Here is a 17,654-nt window from a genome sequence, read left to right on the forward strand (position 1 = left end):
ATGACCAACAAGGCTTTTACGGGTTCGGCAGCGGCGACCGCAGCAGTGACCCCTGCGACGACGCCCATCGCCCTTCTTTGGGCCAAGACCTCGCAGGCCCTGCAGCGTGAGCTGGGCGACGACGCGTTCGGTTCCTATCTGGCTCAAGCCGCGTTGCGCGAAACCGCCGGCGGCGAACTGGTCTTGGTGACCCCGACTGGCGTGGCCCGCGACTGGGTCCGCCGGAACGCCTGGCGTCGGATCGGCGAACTGTGGGCGCTGAGCGACCCGCAAAGCCGTTCCCTGAATCTGAAATCGCGCTCGGAGTTCGACGCCTCGGCCCCCGCCGGCCAAAAGGCCTCCATCGAAACCGTCATCGAAATCGCCCTGCCCGTGTCCACCGACGCCCCGTCGGTGGCGCCTCTGCCCAGCGCCAAGTCCAAGCAGGCCGGGTTGCAGGAACGCTTCACCTTCGACACCTTCGTACCCGGCCCGGCCAACGAGTTCGCCCACGCCGTGGCGCGCCGCGTCGCCTCCTGGTCAGACGGCCACTTCAATCCGGTGGTGTTCCACGGCCCCTATGGCTTCGGAAAGACCCACCTGCTGAACGCCCTGGCCTGGGAGGCCATGCGCACGGCTCCTGAGAAGCGCGTGGTCTATCTGACCGCCGAGCGTTTCCTGTCGTCCTTCGTGCGCGCCGTGATGGACCGCACCACCACCGCCTTCAAGGAAGAGCTGCGCGCGGCCGATCTGCTGCTGATCGACGACGTTCACTTCGTGGGCGGCAAGCAATCGACGCAGGAGGAGCTGTTCCACACCCTGACCGCCCTCATGGAGGATGGCCGCCGGGTGGTGTTCAGCGCCGACCGTCCTCCCAGCGCCCTGACCGAAGTCGACGCCCGCCTGCGCAGCCACCTGTCCGCGGGTCTGGTCTGCGGCATCGAGCCGGCTGACCGCAATCTTCGCCTCGGCATCCTGGAGCGCAAGCTCGACAGCCTGACCCGCCAGCAGGGCGTGGCGGCCAAGGCCAAGCCCGAAGTGCTGACCTTCCTGGCCGACCGCTTCACCGACAGCGTGCGGGAGCTGGAAGGCGCCCTCAACACCCTGGTGGCCCGTCTGGGCGACGGCGTCTCGCGGCTGTCGCTGGACGAAGCCCAGGCGATCCTGCGCCCCCACCTGCGTGGCGGCGAGAAGCGGATCACCATCGACGACATCCAGAAGGCGACATCCGAGCATTTTGGCCTCAAGCAGGCCGATCTGATCTCCGAGCGCCGCAACCGCTCCATCGCCCGGCCTCGCCAGGCGGCCATGTGGCTCGCCAAACAGCTGACCACCCGGTCGCTGCCCGATATCGGACGTCGCTTCGGCGGGCGCGACCACACCACGGTCTTGCACGCTGTCCGCCGTATCGAGGCCCTGCGGGCGGAGGATCCGGCTCTGTCACGTGATCTAGAGACCATCTCGCGCAAGCTGCGCGGCTGATTGGCTAAAAATTCGATCTTTAGGGGCGGGCCGCGAGGTCCGCCCTTTCTCGTTCAGCGCTGTCCTCTAGGCCGGCCTCGCCCGCCTCAGGGTCAGATTGATGCGCCCGCCGCCCGGAATAAGGGTCGAGGAGCCCTCCAGCACTCGATCGACGCCATGAAAGAATAATCGCGCCTCCCCCGCCAGGACGCAGACGTCCCCGGACGAAAGCTTCAGCGACCGCGTCGCGTCGCCACGCTTGGGGCCGCCGATACGAAATACGGCGGTGTCGCCCAACGACAGGGACAGTACTGGAAAGCGGAAATCGGCCTCGTCCCGATCCTGATGCAGGCTCATCTTCGCCCCTTCGCGGTAGAGGTTGATCAGGCAGGCATCGGGCGCGACCTCCGGATCGGCCAGGTCACGCCATAAATCCAGCAGGACAGGCGGAATGGCCGGCCAGGGCGCGCCGGTCACAGGGTGGCTGGCCTGATAGCGATAGCCGCCCTCGCGGTCGGTGACCCAGCCCAAGGGCCCCATATTGCTCATCCGCACGCTCATAGCCTTGCCGCCAGGGGTTACGGGGCGATACAGCGGCGCCGCCTCCAGGGCGGCGAGCACCTGCGCCGCAAGCGCTTCCTGGGCGGGGCGGTCGAGGCGGGCGGGATGAAATCCGAAGCCGGAAGGGTCTTGCATTTACGAATTACCTAAGTCCCTGCGATCAAAAGGGACTTTCCTCTTGCGGCTGCGTACGCCTTTCCCATATCCGGCCTCACGGCGTCGTCCATGGACATATGAGCGACGCTGACGTAGTCGGGCCTGCATCAGCAGGCCCACCCACCGGAGACTGATATTACGGGGACGGTCGAGAAAAACCGGGGCGCTCACCTTTGAGGCCCTTGCCGCCACCGTCCGCCTGTCAGGAGAAAAGAACTCGCCATGAGCAAGATTATCGGCATCGACCTGGGCACCACCAATTCGTGTGTGGCCATCATGGACGGCAAAACGCCCAAGGTGATCGAAAACGCCGAAGGCGCCCGCACCACGCCGTCGGTCGTCGGCATCCTGGAAGACGGCGAGCGCCTGGTCGGCCAGCCCGCCAAGCGCCAGGCCGTCACCAACCCGTCCAACACCCTGTTCGCGATCAAGCGCCTGATCGGCCGCAACTTCGCCGACCCCGTGGTGGCCAAGGACAAGGGCATGGTGCCCTATGAGATCGTCAAGGGCCCGACCGGCGACGCGTGGGTTAAGGCTCACGGCAAGGATTATTCCCCGCAGGAAGTGAGCGCCTTCATCCTTCAGAAGATGAAGGAGGCCGCCGAGGCCCACCTGGGCGAAAAGGTCGAGAAGGCGGTCATCACCGTTCCGGCCTATTTCAACGACGCCCAGCGTCAGGCGACCAAGGACGCCGGCAAGATCGCCGGCCTGGAAGTTCTGCGCATCATCAACGAACCGACCGCGGCGGCCCTGGCCTATGGCCTGGAGAAGAACGACGGCAAGAAGATCGCCGTCTACGACCTCGGCGGCGGCACCTTCGACGTCTCGATCCTGGAGATCGGCGACGGCGTCTTCGAGGTGAAGTCGACCAACGGCGACACCTTCCTCGGCGGTGAGGACTTCGACCTTCGGATCGTCGACTATCTGGCCGACGAGTTCAAAAAGGAGCAGGGCGTCGACCTGCGCCAGGACAAGCTCGCCCTGCAGCGTCTCAAGGAAGAGGCTGAAAAGGCCAAGAAAGAGCTGTCGAGCGTCGCCCAGTACGAGGTGAACCTGCCCTTCATCAGCATGAACGCCTCGGGTCCGCTGCACCTGAACGTCAAGCTGTCGCGCGCCAAGCTGGAAGCCCTGGTCGACGATCTGATCGCCAAGACCATCGCGCCCTGCGAACAGGCCCTGAAAGACGCCGGCCTCAAGAAGAGCGACATCGACGAAGTGGTCCTGGTCGGCGGCATGACCCGCATGCCCAAGGTCCAGCAGGCGGTGCAGGACTTCTTCGGCCGTGAGCCGCACAAGGGCGTGAACCCGGACGAAGTCGTGGCGCTAGGCGCCGCGGTGCAGGCCGGCGTGCTGCAGGGCGACGTCAAGGACGTGCTGCTGCTGGACGTGACCCCGCTCACCCTGGGCATCGAAACCCTGGGCGGCGTGTTCACCCCGCTGATCGAGCGCAACACCACCATCCCGACCAAGCGCTCGCAGACCTTCTCCACGGCCGACGACAACCAAAGCGCCGTGACCATCCGTGTCTTCCAGGGCGAACGCCCCATGGCCGCGGACAACAAGATCCTGGGTCAGTTCGATCTGGTCGGCATTCCGCCGTCCCCGCGCGGCGTGCCGCAGATCGAGGTGACCTTCGACATCGACGCCAACGGCATCGTGAACGTCGGCGCCAAGGACAAGGCCACGTCCAAGGAGCAGTCGATCCGCATCCAGGCCAATGGCGGCCTGTCGGACGCCGACATCGAACGGATGGTGCGCGAAGCAGAAGCCAACAAGGCCGAAGACGAGAAGCGCAAGGCCGTCATCGAGGCCCGGAACCAGGCCGACGCGGTGGTCCACTCCACCGAGAAGGCTCTGGCCGAGCACGGCGACAAGGTCACGGCTGAAGAAAAGGCCGCGATCGAAACGGCCCTGGCCGAAGCCAAGACCGCTCTGGAAGGTGACGACGCCGAGGCGATCAACACCAAGTCGCAGGCCCTGATCCAGGCTTCGATGAAGCTGGGCGAGGCCATGTACAAGTCCCAGGCGGGTGGCGAAGCCGGCTCTGAAGACGAAGCGGCCCCGGCCGACGACGGCGTCGTCGACGCCGAGTTCGAAGAAGTCAGCGACGACGACAAGAAGTCGGCCTGACCCTGACGAAGCGGCGTGACAACGCGCCCCATGGCGCCACCCCCTCGGAGCAAGGCATTGCTTTGTCCGGGGACCGTCGCCGCCGCCTTCGCGGAAAATGCGCTCCCGCCCGCAACAAGGTTTCAAACCTTGCGGGCGGGCGGGAGCCGCACCACCTCCAAGACAACCTGATCCCTTGAAAGCCTGACGCAGACGATGCGCGACTATTACGAGATTCTGGGCGTGAACCGGGGCGCGGACGACGCCGCCCTGAAATCGGCTTTCCGCAAGCTCGCCATGGAGCATCACCCCGATCGCAACGGGGGCTGCGGTGACGCCGAGACGCGGTTCAAGGAGATCAACGAAGCCTATTCGGTCCTGTCGGACCCGCAAAAGCGCGCCGCCTATGACCGCTTCGGTCATGCCGGCGTCAACGGCCAGGGCGGGCCTGGCGGCGGCGGAGCCGGCTTCGCCGACATGAACGACATCTTCTCCGAAGTGTTCGGAGACGCCTTTGGCGAAATGTTCGGCCGCAATCGCCGTGGTCCTTCAGGCCCGCAACGTGGCCAGGATCTGCGCTACGATCTGGAGATCACCCTCGAGCAGGCCTATGCCGGCGCCGAGGTCGAGATCGTCGTCCCTTCCGCCATGACCTGCGAGACCTGCGACGGCTCGGGCGCCAAGGCCGGCACCACGCCGACCGTCTGCGGCTCCTGCGGCGGCGTCGGGCGGGTCCGCGCCCAGCAGGGCTTCTTCGCCATCGAACGCACCTGCCCGCGCTGCGGCGGCGCCGGCAAGCTGATCCTAGATCCCTGCAAGACTTGCCACGGGGCTGGCCACGTCCGCCGCGAACGCACTCTGCAGGTGCGCATCCCAGCCGGCGTCGACGATGGCGCCCGCATTCGTCTGGCCGGCGAGGGCGACGCGGGCTCGCAAGGCGCGCCGCGCGGCGACCTCTACATCTTCCTGTCCGTGGCCCCGCATGAGCTGTTCGAGCGCGACGGCCTAGACCTGCACTGCACCGTGCCCGTGCCCATGTGCGCCGCGGCCTTGGGCGGCGAGATCGAGGCGCCCTGCCTGATGGGCGGCGAGTCCTGCGACGGCGAGTGCAAGATCACGGTCAAGGTCCCCGAGGGCGCCCAGACCGGCAAGACCGTGCGCCTGAAGGGTAAGGGCATGCCCTCCCTGCGCTCGCGGGAACGTGGCGATCTGGTGGTCGAGCTGTTCATCGAGACCCCGACCCACCTGACCGCCCGCCAGAAAGAGCTGATGCGCGAACTGGCCGGTTCCTGCGGCGAGAAGCAGCATCCCAAGGCCGCCAACTTCATGGGCAAGGCCAAGTCCTTCTGGGAAGGCGTGACGGGCGGCTGAAAACTCGGCTCGCCTCTTAACGAACCGCCCGACGCTCTGTAGCTTTGGGGGCGATGAACGCCCCGACTTCCTCAGCCCTGCCCGACGCCGCCGGCGCGACGCCCGTTATGGCGCAGTTCTTCGAGATGAAGGCCCGTCAGCCTGACGCGCTGGTCTTCTTCCGCATGGGCGACTTCTACGAACTGTTCTTCGACGACGCGATCAAGGCCGCCGCCGCCCTGGGCATCGCCCAGACCTTCCGGGGCAACCATGGCGGCCAGCCGATCCCCATGGCCGGCGTGCCGGTCCATGCGGCCGAAGCCTATCTGGCCAAGCTGGTCCGCGCCGGCTTCAAGGTCGCCCTGTGCGAGCAGATGGAGGACCCGGCCGAGGCCCGCAAGCGCGGCTCGAAGTCCGTGGTCCACCGTGATCTGGTGCGCGTTGTCACCCCTGGCACCCTGACCGAAGACGGCCTGCTGGACGCGCGGGGCGCCAACCGACTGGCCGCCGTAGCCGTGCGCGCGGGGCAAGCCGCCGTCGCGGCGGTGGAGCTGTCCACGGGCGAGGTCGAATGCTGGGCCGTGGGCGTGGGCGCGATCGCTTCGGCTCTCGCCGCCCTGTCGCCATCCGAAGTCCTGGTCCCCGACCGCCTGTTCGCCGACGAGGCGCTGTCGGCCGCCCTTAAGGGCGCGCCGGGTCTGGTGCAGCCCATGCCCTCGGCCCTGGTGGAGCCGTCGGCTTCGGAGGCGCGGGTCAAGCGGCTCTACGGCGTCGATACCCTGGACGGCTTTGGCGGCCTTTCTGGCGCGGAAGTCGCGGCGCTCGGCCTGATCGCCGCCCACCTGGAAGTCACCCAGGCCGGCCGCCTGCCCGCCCTTTCCGCTCCGCGCCGCGCGGCCGAGAGCGATGTTATGGCCATCGATCCGGCCACCCGCTCCAGCCTGGAGATCGACCGCACTCAGTCGGGCTCCCGCGACGGCTCCCTGCTGGCCGCCATCGACCGCACGGTCACGGCCGGCGGCGTGCGCCTGCTGGCGGCGCGGCTTTCGCGCCCTCTGCTCGACCCCCTGGCCATCGAGGCGCGGCTGGACGCGGTGTCCTGGCTGCTGGAGCGCCGCGCCCTGCGCGAGCGTCTGCGCGAAGAGCTGAAAGGCGCCGGCGACATCGCTCGAGCCCTGTCGCGCCTGGCCCTGGGCCGCGGCGGCCCGCGGGATCTGGGGTGCCTGCGTGACGCGCTTAAGACCGGCGAACGCATGATCGCCCATGTGGCCCGCGAACCGGCCCCCATCGCCGGCGCGCCCGCCGAGATCGAGACCGCGCTCCTGGCGTTGACGCCATCGCTGAACCCCGACCTGTCCAACTTCCTGCAGACTCTGGAGGTCGGACTGAGCGCGGACCTTCCGGCCCAGGCCCGCGACGGGGGCTTCGTCGCCGCCAATGTCCGCCCAGAACTCGATCAGGCTCGCGCCCTACGCGACGACAGCCGTCGGGTGATCGCTGGCCTGGAGCAGAAGCTGGCATCCGACAGCGGCGTAGCCTTGAAGATCAAGCACAACGGCGTGCTCGGCTATTTTGTCGAGGCCGCGGCCGGCAAGGCCGACCCCCTGTTCCAGCCGCCGCTGAACGCCACCTTCATCCACCGCCAGACCATGGCCAATCAGGTGCGCTTCACCACCGTGGAGCTGGCCGATCTGGACGCCCGCATCGCCGCCGCGGGGGAACGGGCCCAGGCGATCGAGATCGACGCCTTCGAGACCTGGCGCGAAGAGGCCCGGCTCCTGGCGGGACCGATCGCAGCGGCCGCCGACGCCCTGGCGCGGTTGGACGTGGCCGCGGGCCTGGCCGAGTGGGCCGAGGACGCCCAAGCCTGCCGTCCCGTCGTGGACCGCTCCCTTTGTTTCGAAGCCTGCGCCGCTCGCCACCCGGTGGTCGAGGCGGCGGTCAAGCGCGCGGGAGAGGCCTACACCCCCAACGACTGCCGCCTGGACGCAGCGGGCGAGGCCGGGGCGCGGCTTTCCATCGTCACCGGGCCGAACATGGCCGGTAAATCGACCTTCCTGCGTCAGAACGCCCTGCTGGCGATCCTGGCCCAGGCAGGCTCGTACGTACCGGCCAAGAGCCTGAAGCTTGGAGTCGTCGACCGTCTGTTCAGCCGTGTGGGCGCTGGCGACGATCTGGCTCGAGGCCGCTCGACCTTCATGGCCGAGATGGTCGAGACCGCCGCCATCCTGACCCAGGCCACGCCGCGGTCCTTCGTCATCCTCGACGAGATCGGCCGGGGCACCGCCACCTATGACGGCCTGGCCATCGCCTGGGCCTGCGCCGAGGCCCTGCATGACGTGAACCGCTGCCGGGGCCTTTTCGCCACCCACTATCACGAGTTGGCGACCCTTGAGGGGCGGCTGGCCCATATCTCCAACCTGTCCTTGCGGGCTAAGGAATGGAACGGCGAACTGGTCTTCCTGCACGAGGTGGCGTCCGGTCCGGCTGATCGCTCCTATGGCGTGCATGTGGCCCGGCTGGCGGGCGTGCCCGCCCCCGTGGTCGCCCGCGCCCGCGATGTGCTGGAGCGTCTTGAATCCGAAGCCCACGCCCCGGCGAGGCTCGACGACCTGCCGCTGTTTGCGGCCACGGCGCCCGAACCGGTCCGCACCGGTCCTTCGCCGATGGAAAAGGCGATGGCCGAACTGGATGTCGATGGAATGAGCCCTCGCGAGGCGCTCGACGCTCTCTACCGTTTGCGAACCTTAATTTAACCGGCGACCGTCGCCATATAGGCCGACATGCCACCTCGCCTGCGCCCCACCCGTCTGGAACACGTCGTCGATGGCGCGGCCCTGCGTACACGCCTGTCCGCCGCCGCCCTGGAGGCCGTGGGCGATCAGGCCGAGCAGCGCCGTCGGGCTATCGAGATTCTCAAGGGCGCGCTGTTTCGGGGCCGGATGATCGTCAAGGAACGGCTGGAGAACGGCGCCGGCGGCGTCGAGACCGCCCGCCTGCTCTGCGGCGTCACCGACGAGGTGGTCACCGCCCTCTACGACTTCACCACCGTCCACATCTTCCGGGCCCGCAATCCCACCGAGGGCGAGCGTCTGGCCCTGATGGCGGTCGGCGGCTATGGCCGGGGCGTCCTGGCCCCGTTCTCCGACCTCGATCTGCTGTTCCTGCGCCCCTACAAGCAGACCGCTCACACCGAGAGCGTCATCGAGTTCATGCTCTACGCCCTGTGGGATCTGGGCTTCAAGGTCGGCCACGCCTCGCGCACCATCGATGAATGCGTGCGTCTGTCGCGCGAGGACTACACGATCCGCACCTCGATCCTGGAAGCCCGTCGCCTGACCGGCGACGAGGCCCTGGCCGAGGAGCTGAAGCGCCGCTTCCGCGATGAAGTGATGAAGGGCACCAGCGCCGCCTTCGTCGCCGCCAAGCTCAAGGAGCGCGACGATCGCCAGCACAAGGCCGGCCTGTCGCGCTACATGGTCGAACCCAACATCAAGGAGGGCAAGGGCGGGCTGCGCGACCTGCACACCCTGATGTGGATCGCCGAATACATCTATCCGGTCGATAATCCCGACGAGGTGTTTCGTCTCGCCATCTTCGACCGCCGCGAGGTCCGCGCCTTCGTCCGCGCCTTCGACTTCCTGCATGCGGTCCGCGCCCACCTGCACTTCGCCACGGGCCGGCCGGAAGAGCGCCTGACCTTCGACCTGCAGCCAGAGGTCGCGCGGCGCATGGGCTATGGCGACCGCGCGGGACCCAACGGCAGCACGCCGGCGGTCGAGCGCTTCATGCGCCGCTACTTCCTGATCGCCAAGGAGGTCGGGGCCCTCACTCGCGCCTTCTCGGCCAAGCTGGAAGCCGAGCAGTTCAAGCGCGAGCCCAAGGGCCTTTCGCGCTTCCTTCCCGCCGGCCGTCCCAAGCGCAAAGCGCTCGATCGCCCCGGCTTCCACGAGGAGGGCGGCCGCCTGAACGTGGACGGACGTGAAGTGTTCGAACGCGACCCTGTCGACATGATCCGCCTGTTCAAGATCGCCGACGAGCGCGATCTGGACATCCATCCCGACGCCTTCACCGCCCTGACCCGCTGTCTGCCCTTGATCACCTCGAAGGTACGGCGTGACCCGGCGGCGGCCGAGGCGTTCCTGTCGGTGCTGGCGCGAGGCAAGCGCGCCTACACGACCCTGACCCTGATGAACGACTCCGGGGTTCTCGGCCGCTTCGTGCCGGAATTTGGCCGCGTGGTCGGCCAGATGCAGTTCAACATGTACCACTCGTACACGGTGGACGAGCACACCCTGCGGGCCATCGGCGTGATCGGCGACCTGGCCGAAGGGCGCCTGGCGGACGATCACCCCCTCTCGGCGTCGATCATGCCCCTGATCGACGACCGCGAGTCCCTGTTCCTCGCCATGCTGCTGCACGATACCGGCAAGGGCGGGGTCGGCGGCCAGGAAAAGGCCGGCGCCCGCGCCGCCCGCTCCGCATGCGAGCGGCTGGGCGTGGAGCGCAGCAAGGTCGAACTGGTCGCCTGGCTGGTCGAACACCACCTGGTGATGAGTGACTACGCCCAGAAGCGCGACGTGGCCGACCCCCAGACCGTGGCTTCCTTCGCGCGCATCGTGGAAAATCCCGAGCGCCTGAGGCTGCTGCTGGTGCTGACCGTGGCCGACATCCGGGCCGTGGGTCCGGGTGTGTGGAATGGGTGGAAGGGCCAGTTGCTGCGCGAGCTTTACGGGGCCACTGAAGCCACCTTCCGGGGTGGCCGGGGCTCCGACCCGGCCGGCGCCGCGCGCCGCCACCACACCGCCGTGGCCCAGGACGCCCGCGCCATGCTGGCGCAAACAGATCCCGCCGCAAGCGGTTGGGCCGCCGCCATGGAAGACGCCTATTTCAGCGCCTTCCCGCCGGAAGAGCTGTTGACGCACGCCGCCCTGTCACGCCGCGCGGCCCTGCACGGCGGCGCGGCGGCGGAAGCGCGCATCCGCACGGACCGCAACGCCGCCGAGATCGTGATCGCCGCCCAGGATCGGCGGGGCCTGTTCGCCGATCTCGCCCTGGCCTTGGCGGGTCTGGGCGCAAATGTGGTCGGAGCGCGGGTCTTCACCTCGCGCCAAGGTCTCGCGCTGGACGTCTTTCATGTGCAGGACACCGCCGGCGCGCCCTATGGCTGCGACAACCCGCGCGCCCTGCATCGCATGGTCGAGGCCTTGGAAAGCGCCGGTCGCGGCGAGCCCAGTCAGCTTGAACCGCGCCGCAGTCTGGACCTCGGCCGCACGGCCGCCTTCGCGATTGCGCCCAGCGTGGCCATCGACAACGAGGCGTCGGAAGACGCTACGGTGGTCGAGGCCTCGGGCCGGGACCGCGCGGGCCTGCTTGAGGCCCTGGCTCGTACGCTTTCAGAAGCCGAACTGTCGATCCAGTCGGCCCACATCGACGGCTATGGCGAGCGGGCGGTCGACGCCTTCTACGTCCAGACCGCAGAGGGCGAGAAAATCAAGGACAGCCGCCGCCGCGCCGCCCTCAAGACCGCCCTGATGTCGGTGCTGGAAGAGGGCGAGGCCGCCGCCAAGACCGGGCGCCTGCAACGCGCCAGGGCCAGCGTCGCACGCTAGCCGCCGGTCAAGGGCCAGAAGAATGCGATCAGGGGCGTGCCGATCGCCACCACCAGAATGGAAAGCGGCGCGCCCAGCCGGGCGTAATCCCCGAACTTGTAGCCCCCCGGCCCCAGGATCAGGGTGTTGCACTGGTGGCCGATGGGGGTGAGGAAATCACAACCCGCCCCGACCGCGACCGCCATCAAAAAAGGGTCGGGGCTGAGGCCCAGGCGCTGGGCCAGGCTCATGCCGATGGGCGCGGCGATCAGCACGGTGGCCGCATTGTTCAGGAACGGCGTGGCGGCCATGGCCACCATCATCATCGCCGCCAAGGCGACCATGGCCGGCATGTCCTGGAAGAAGGCCGACAGCCACCCTCCGATCAGATCAGCGCCGCCGGTCGCCTGGATGGAGTCGCTCACCGGGATCAGGGCGGCGATCAGGATCAGAACTGGGGCGTCCAGTGCGGCGTAGGCCTCGCGCATACGCAGCGAACCCATGGCGACAATCAGCACCGCCGCACCGAAGAACGCCATCGCCACCGGAACCACGCCAAAGGCCACCAGCACCATGGCGACCGCCAGAATGGCGGCCGGGGTGAAGACATGACGAATGCCGCCCAGCCGCACCTCCCGCTCGGCCAAGGGCAGGCAGCCCAGGGCCTGCAGAGCGGCGGGCAGGTTGCGCTCCGATCCCTGCAGCACCAGAACATCGCCCGACCGCAGGCGCACCGTCTCGAGCCGCTGGGTCGTCCGGTAGCCGCCCCGGCTGACGCCCAGAAGATTGACCCCAAACTCCTCGTGCAGCGCCAGGTTGCGCGCCGTAGAGGCGATCAGGGGACTGTCGGCGCCGATGATCGCCTCGACGACCCTCACCTCGTCGGTGGGTTCGCTCATGGCCACGGGGCGGTCCGAGCGGGTCAGGCGCAGCTTGGCCTTGACGATGACGTCATCGAGCGACTGCGGCTCGCCTTCCAGGAGAAGGATGTCGCCGGGCAGAATCTTGGTGTTGGGGTGCGGGTTAGCCTTTCGCTTTCCCTTTCGCATCAGCGCGACCAGGGTCACGTCCCCTTCGCCGATCGTATTGAGCGTGCTCACCCGCAGGCTGCCGAGAACCCAGTCCTCCGGCGCTTGCGCCTCGGTGACATAGGCGTTCGCGGCCAGGGCCGCGTCGAGACTGACCGTGCCCTGACGGTCCTTGGGCAGGATGCGGTAGGCCAGGGTCAGATAGGTCAGCGCTAGCACCGCCAGGCACGCCCCAACCGGCGTGAAATCATACATGCCGAACGGCTCGCCGGTGGCCTCCTGACGCACGCCTGAGACGATGATGTTGGGCGAAGTGCCGACCAGGATGGCGAGCCCGCCGACCAGCGAACCGAAGGACATCGGCATCAGCAACCGGGCCGGGGATGAGCCGGTGCGCTTGGCCGTGGCCAAGGCCGACGGCATCAGGATGGCCAGGGCGCCGACGTTCTTGGTCATCATCGACAGCAGCGTCGTCGCGCCGGCCAGAACCGGGACCTGAGTGCGCTCCGTCTTCAGGTGCGGCAGCAGGGGCCGCATGATCATCTCGATCAGGCCTGAGCGAGCGATGGCCGCGCTGACCACCAGGGCGCTGCCGATGATGATGACGATGTCGTTGGAAAAGCCTTCAAAGGCCTTCTCGGCGGGCACCACTCCGATGGCCACGCCAGCCGCAAGGGCGCCCAGCGCCACCAGGTCATAGCGCCAGCGACCCCAGATGAAGGCCAGAATGGTCACCCCGACCAGGGAGAAGGCGAGGATTTGCGGTAAGGTCATGGTCCGTCGGACGCCCCGGCCGCGAACATGCGGTCAAGCTGAACGCGAGCCGGCGCTAAAGGCTCCCTTGACCGCTTTCGAGGTCGGGCGCAGAAGCCGAATGTGACCGAGCCCGCCCCGACCGACGCGCCCACTCCGCCCGCCAAGCGTCGCGGCGGCGGCATGATCCGCTCCTCTATGATCTATTCGGGCCTGACTCTGGTCAGCCGGTTCATGGGGCTGGCCCGCGATCTGGTGATCACCGCCCGCCTGGGCGCCAGCGCGACGCCGGCGGCCGACGTCTACAACACCATGCTGTCGTTCCCGAACCTGTTCCGGCGCATCTTCGCCGAGGGCGCGTTCGCGGCGGCCTTCGTGCCCGCCTACGCCAGGACCCTGAAGGGACAGGGCGAGGCTGAGGCCGACCGCATCGCGTCGGACGCCCTGGCTTCGCTCGCGGCGGCGACTATCCTGCTGACCCTGGCGGCTCAGCTGGCCATGCCCTGGCTGATGTACGCCATCAATCCCGGCTATGCCGACGATCCTGTGAAGTTCAAGCTGGCGGTCACCCTCACCCAGATCAGCATGCCCTACCTGCCCTGCATGGCCATCGGGGCCTTGCTCTCGGGGGTTCTGAACGCCCGAGGGCGGTTCATCGTCTCCGGCGCCTTTCCGATCCTGCTCAACATCGTGATGCTGGCCGCCGTCTGGCCGCAGACCAACCCGATCGCCGGCGCTTGGGCCTCGGCTTGGGCGGTGCTGGCGGCCGGTGTTCTGCAGGCCGGGGTCCTGTGGTGGGGTGCGCGCAAGGCCGGGGCGGACATCCGGCTGCGCTGGCCGCGCTTGACGCCGGAGGTCAAGACCCTGGTGGCCCTGGCCATCCCGGGCGCCATCGCCGCCAGCGCCACCCAGATCAACATCTTCATCTCCAGCATCATGGCCAGCTTCGTGCCCGGCGGCCGCTCCTGGCTGGCCGTGGCCGACCGCCTCTATCAGCTGCCGCTCGGCCTGGTGGGCGTGGCCGTGGGCGTGGCCCTGCTGCCGCGCCTTTCCCAGGCGGTGCAGGCCGGCGACGCGGAGGAGGCTCAGACGGCCACCGACCAGGCCATCGTCTTCTCCCTGGCCCTGACCCTCCCGGCCGCGGCGGCGCTTTCGGCCATGCCATTCTTCCTGATCGACGCTCTTTTCACCCGGGGCGAATTCACGCTTGTGGACGCCCGCGCCACGGCGGCGGCCTTGCTGCACTACGGCTGGGGCGTGCCGGCCTTCGTTCTGGCCCGCGTGCTGTCGCCGGTGTTCTTCGCGCGCCAGGACACCAAGGCGCCCATGCGGTTCGCCTTGATCTCGGTGGCGGTGAATATCGTCCTGGGGCTGGTCCTCTTTCAGATCATCGGCATCCCAGGCATCGCCGCCGCGACCAGCTTCGCCGCCTGGCTGACGGTGGTGCAGATGATCGCCACCCTGGCCCGGCGCGGCGACTATCGGCCGAGCAAGCGGGCGGTGAGCAAGGTCATCCGCGTGGCGCTCGCTAGCCTGCTGCTCGGCGCGCTGCTTGGCCTGGCGTCGCATTTTAGACCGCTGATCGAGGACCCCCTCTCGATCCTGCCGTTCGGGAGCAAGGAGATCGCCATCCTGGCCGTCTGCATGGTCGGCGGGGCGCTTTATCCGGTGCTGCTGTTCGCCTTTGGCGGCGTCACACCCGCCGAGGCCAAGGCCGTCCTTAGGCGTCGCAAGACCTGACGGCGCTTGCCGCGGCGCCTCCCGTCTTCTATCCAGCGGGCCATGGTTCTGACCGGACGCGACACGTGGCGATGGCGCTGCTCCTGAGAGCCCGCTCGCGGGCCCGACGCCGCACGTTCCGATCTTTCAAAGAAGCGCACTCCCATGACCGACCAAGCTCCGGCCCCTTACACCGGCCCAAAACGCATCCTGTCCGGCATCCAGGCCTCGGGCGCCCTGCACCTGGGCAACTATCTCGGCGCCCTGAAGCGTTTCGTCGACATCCAGGACGAAAAGCCGTTCATCTTCGTGGCCGACATGCACGCCATCACCGTGTGGCAGGATCCGGCCGTACTAGCCGCCCAGACCCGCGAGATCGCCGCCGCCTATATCGCCGCGGGGCTTGATCCGAAGAAGGCCACCATCTTCCCGCAATCGGCCGTGCCCGCACACGCCGAGCTGGCCTGGATCTTCAACTGCGTCGCCCGCCTCGGCTGGCTCGATCGCATGACCCAGTTCAAGGAAAAGAGCGGCAAGCACAAGGAACGCTCCAGCGTCGGCCTCTACACCTATCCGGTGCTCCAAGCCGCCGACATCCTGCTCTACAAGGCCACCCACGTGCCGGTGGGCGAGGACCAGAAGCAGCATCTGGAGCTGACCCGCGACATCGCCCAGAAGTTCAACAACGACTTCAACGCGCCGGGCTTCTTCCCCGTCACCGAGCCCGTCATCGAGGGGCCGGCGACCCGGGTCATGTCGCTGCGCGACGGCGCGGCCAAGATGAGCAAGTCCGATCCGTCGGACGCTTCACGCATCAACCTGATGGATGACGCAGACGCCATCGCCAATAAGATCCGCCGCGCCAAGACCGATCCCGAGCCTCTGCCCGAGACGCTCGAAGGTCTGGCTGGCCGACCCGAGGCCAAGAACCTGGTCGATATTTATGCGGCCTTGTCCGGCCAGACCAAGGATCAGGTGATCGCGGAATTCGGTGGCAAGGGTTTCGGCACATTCAAGCCGGCCCTGGCCGAGCTGGCGGTCGAGAAGATGAGCCCCATCGGCGCGCGCATGCGTGAACTGATGGCCGATCCGGCCCAGATCGACGCGGTCCTCAAGGACGGCGCCGAGCGCGCCCGCGCCATCGCCGATCCGGTGGTGGCCGAAACCAAGAAGCTGGTCGGCTTCCTCAAGCTTTGAGGGGCTGAAATCGGGGCCGCTTGCGCGTTGCGGCGGCCTCGGTCACCTTCGGCCCATGAGCCGACGCAAATTCCTGGTCATCGCCGACGACAGCGAAGAGTTCGCCGCGGCCCTGCGCTACGCCTGTCGCCGCGCCCGCTCCACGGGCGGCCATGTGGCCCTGCTGCGCGTGATCGAGCCGGCGGTGTTCGAGCACTGGTCCGGCGTGCGCGAGGAGATCGAACGCCAGGAGCGGGTCGAGGCCGAGGCCGTGCTGCAAAAGCTGGCCGAACAGGTAGTCGCCGAAACCGGCGAGGCGCCCGAATTCCTGATCAAGCATGCCGAGAACACCAAGGCGGCTATTCGCGCGGTGATCGCCGCCGATCCGGAGATCAAGGTCCTAGTCCTGGCCGCGGCGGCCGGCGGACGGGGGCCCGGCGCCCTGGTCGCCTCCATCGCCAAGGACGGGGTGGGCTTTGGCTCGCGCAAGATCCCGGTCACGGTGGTGCCCGGCGACCTGACCGACGACGAAATCGTCGATCTAGCTTAGCAACGGCCGACCCTGCGGCGCGTTGATCGCGCGCAAGGAGACCCGCCATGCTCGAGAAGATTCCCCGCTTCATCGGCGACCTGCTGCGCTATGCCCGCGCCGGCGAGATGAAGATCGCCTACTTCCTCGACCCTTTCGATGGCGCGCCGGAGACGCTGAAGGTCTCCAGCGGTGATTTTCAAGACGGCGCGCGGCTGCTGGCGCCGTTCACGGCCGACGGCGAGGGCAAGTCTCCCTCCTTGACGTGGTCTGGCGCGCCGGACGGCACGGCCGACGTGGTGCTGATGGTCGAGGATCCTGACGCGCCGACGCCCGACCCGCTGGTCCACGCCATCGCCTGGAACCTGCCGGCCAACGGTCATCTGGCCGCCGACGCCATCTCCACCGACGACGTCCAGACCGGCAAGAACGCCTATATGCGGTCCGACTACCTGCCGCCGGACCCACCCACCGGCCACGGGCCTCATCGCTATGTCTTCCAGTTCTTCGCCCTGTCCGAGCCCCTGGCTCTGACCGGAACCCCCGGCCGCAAGGCGGTTCTGAAGGCGATGGAAGGCAAGGTATTGGCCAAGGGGCGGCTGACCGGAATCTACGAGCGCGCCTGATCCCTTGCCTTTGGGCCGATGCAGCGCCATCTGTGGCGCATGTTCATTCAGACCGAAGCCACGCCCAACCCGGACGTCCTGAAGTTCCTCCCCGGCCGTGAAGTGCTCGGCGAAGGCACGCGCGAATTCCGCACGCCGGAAGAAGCGCAGGTCTCGCCCCTGGCGACCGCCCTGTTCGACCTGGGCGATGTGGTCCGCGTGTTCTTCGGTCCCGACTTCCTGACCGTGACCAAGGCGGCGGAATCCGAATGGCCTCACCTGAAGGCCCCGATCCTGGCGTCGGTGATGGATCACTTCACCTCCAGCCGCCCGCTGCTGACGGACGCCGAAGCCGTCGGTCATGACGAAGGCGTATATGAGGGCGAAACCGCCCAGATCGTCGCCGAGATCAAGGATTTGCTCGACACCCGCATCCGCCCGGCCGTCGCCCAGGATGGCGGCGACATCGTCTTTTCCCGGTTCGAGCCCGATACCGGCGCTGTGTACCTGCACATGCGCGGCGCGTGCTCGGGCTGCCCCTCGTCATCGGCCACGCTGAAGTCCGGCGTCGAAAACATGCTCAAGCACTACGTCCCCGAAGTGACCCGCGTCGAACAGGTCCTCTGACGTTCCGGTT

Annotated in this window: 12 protein-coding genes; 10 read left to right on the top strand and 2 right to left on the bottom strand. The window is 67.9% G+C overall.

Annotated elements, in window-relative coordinates:
- Nucleotides 1-1,461, top strand: a complete 1,461-nt coding sequence (gene dnaA, locus O5K31_RS00005) for a chromosomal replication initiator protein DnaA (protein WP_269715086.1) — start codon at nucleotides 1-3, stop codon at nucleotides 1,459-1,461.
- 66 nt (nucleotides 1,462-1,527) lie between these two features.
- Here dnaA and O5K31_RS00010 read toward each other — a convergent pair whose 3' ends face one another.
- The gene (locus tag O5K31_RS00010; protein WP_269715087.1) at nucleotides 1,528-2,136 is read right to left on the bottom strand and encodes an alpha-ketoglutarate-dependent dioxygenase AlkB; all 609 of its coding nucleotides are present in this window, start codon (nucleotides 2,134-2,136) and stop codon (nucleotides 1,528-1,530) included.
- Between the two features lie 243 nt (nucleotides 2,137-2,379).
- On the opposite strand from O5K31_RS00010, the gene dnaK reads away from it, so the two are divergent.
- The 4 genes from dnaK to O5K31_RS00030 all read left to right on the top strand — a co-directional run bounded on the left by dnaK (nucleotide 2,380) and on the right by O5K31_RS00030 (nucleotide 11,228).
- The gene (gene dnaK / locus O5K31_RS00015; protein WP_269715088.1) at nucleotides 2,380-4,287 is read left to right on the top strand and encodes a molecular chaperone DnaK; all 1,908 of its coding nucleotides are present in this window, start codon (nucleotides 2,380-2,382) and stop codon (nucleotides 4,285-4,287) included.
- 195 nt (nucleotides 4,288-4,482) lie between these two features.
- Nucleotides 4,483-5,637, top strand: coding sequence for a molecular chaperone DnaJ (dnaJ, locus tag O5K31_RS00020; protein WP_269715089.1), 1,155 nt, complete (start codon nucleotides 4,483-4,485; stop codon nucleotides 5,635-5,637).
- Nucleotides 5,638-5,690: 53 nt separating this feature from the next.
- Nucleotides 5,691-8,372 carry a DNA mismatch repair protein MutS gene (gene mutS, locus O5K31_RS00025; protein ID WP_269715090.1) on the top strand — a complete coding sequence of 894 codons (2,682 nt, stop codon included), beginning with the start codon at nucleotides 5,691-5,693 and terminating at the stop codon, nucleotides 8,370-8,372.
- A gap of 27 nt (nucleotides 8,373-8,399) precedes the next feature.
- Nucleotides 8,400-11,228, top strand: a complete 2,829-nt coding sequence (locus O5K31_RS00030) for a [protein-PII] uridylyltransferase (RefSeq protein WP_269715091.1) — start codon at nucleotides 8,400-8,402, stop codon at nucleotides 11,226-11,228.
- Here O5K31_RS00030 and O5K31_RS00035 read toward each other — a convergent pair.
- The gene (locus O5K31_RS00035; protein ID WP_269715092.1) at nucleotides 11,225-13,009 is read right to left on the bottom strand and encodes an SLC13 family permease; all 1,785 of its coding nucleotides are present in this window, start codon (nucleotides 13,007-13,009) and stop codon (nucleotides 11,225-11,227) included. The two genes, O5K31_RS00030 and O5K31_RS00035, sit on opposite strands and share 4 nt — an antisense overlap.
- Nucleotides 13,010-13,111: 102 nt before the next feature.
- Here O5K31_RS00035 and murJ point away from each other — a divergent pair, with 102 nt between their 5' ends.
- The 5 genes from murJ to O5K31_RS00060 all read left to right on the top strand — a co-directional run bounded on the left by murJ (nucleotide 13,112) and on the right by O5K31_RS00060 (nucleotide 17,644).
- Nucleotides 13,112-14,728, top strand: coding sequence for a murein biosynthesis integral membrane protein MurJ (gene murJ / locus O5K31_RS00040; protein ID WP_442867740.1), 1,617 nt, complete (start codon nucleotides 13,112-13,114; stop codon nucleotides 14,726-14,728).
- 144 nt (nucleotides 14,729-14,872) lie between these two features.
- Nucleotides 14,873-15,904: a tryptophan--tRNA ligase gene (trpS, locus tag O5K31_RS00045; RefSeq protein WP_269715093.1), complete on the top strand. Its 1,032-nt coding sequence runs from the start codon at nucleotides 14,873-14,875 to the stop codon at nucleotides 15,902-15,904.
- Nucleotides 15,905-15,959: 55 nt separating this feature from the next.
- Entirely contained in the window at nucleotides 15,960-16,433 is a 474-nt protein-coding gene (locus O5K31_RS00050) for a universal stress protein (RefSeq protein WP_269715094.1), read from the top strand.
- A 47-nt stretch (nucleotides 16,434-16,480) separates the two neighbouring features.
- Nucleotides 16,481-17,038, top strand: a complete 558-nt coding sequence (locus O5K31_RS00055; protein ID WP_269715095.1) for a YbhB/YbcL family Raf kinase inhibitor-like protein — start codon at nucleotides 16,481-16,483, stop codon at nucleotides 17,036-17,038.
- A gap of 39 nt (nucleotides 17,039-17,077) precedes the next feature.
- Nucleotides 17,078-17,644 carry a NifU family protein gene (locus O5K31_RS00060; protein ID WP_269717108.1) on the top strand — a complete coding sequence of 189 codons (567 nt, stop codon included), beginning with the start codon at nucleotides 17,078-17,080 and terminating at the stop codon, nucleotides 17,642-17,644.
- Nucleotides 17,645-17,654: the final 10 nt, after the last annotated feature.

Source organism: Caulobacter sp. NIBR2454, assembly GCF_027474405.1.
Taxonomy (GTDB): Bacteria; Pseudomonadota; Alphaproteobacteria; order Caulobacterales; family Caulobacteraceae; genus Caulobacter.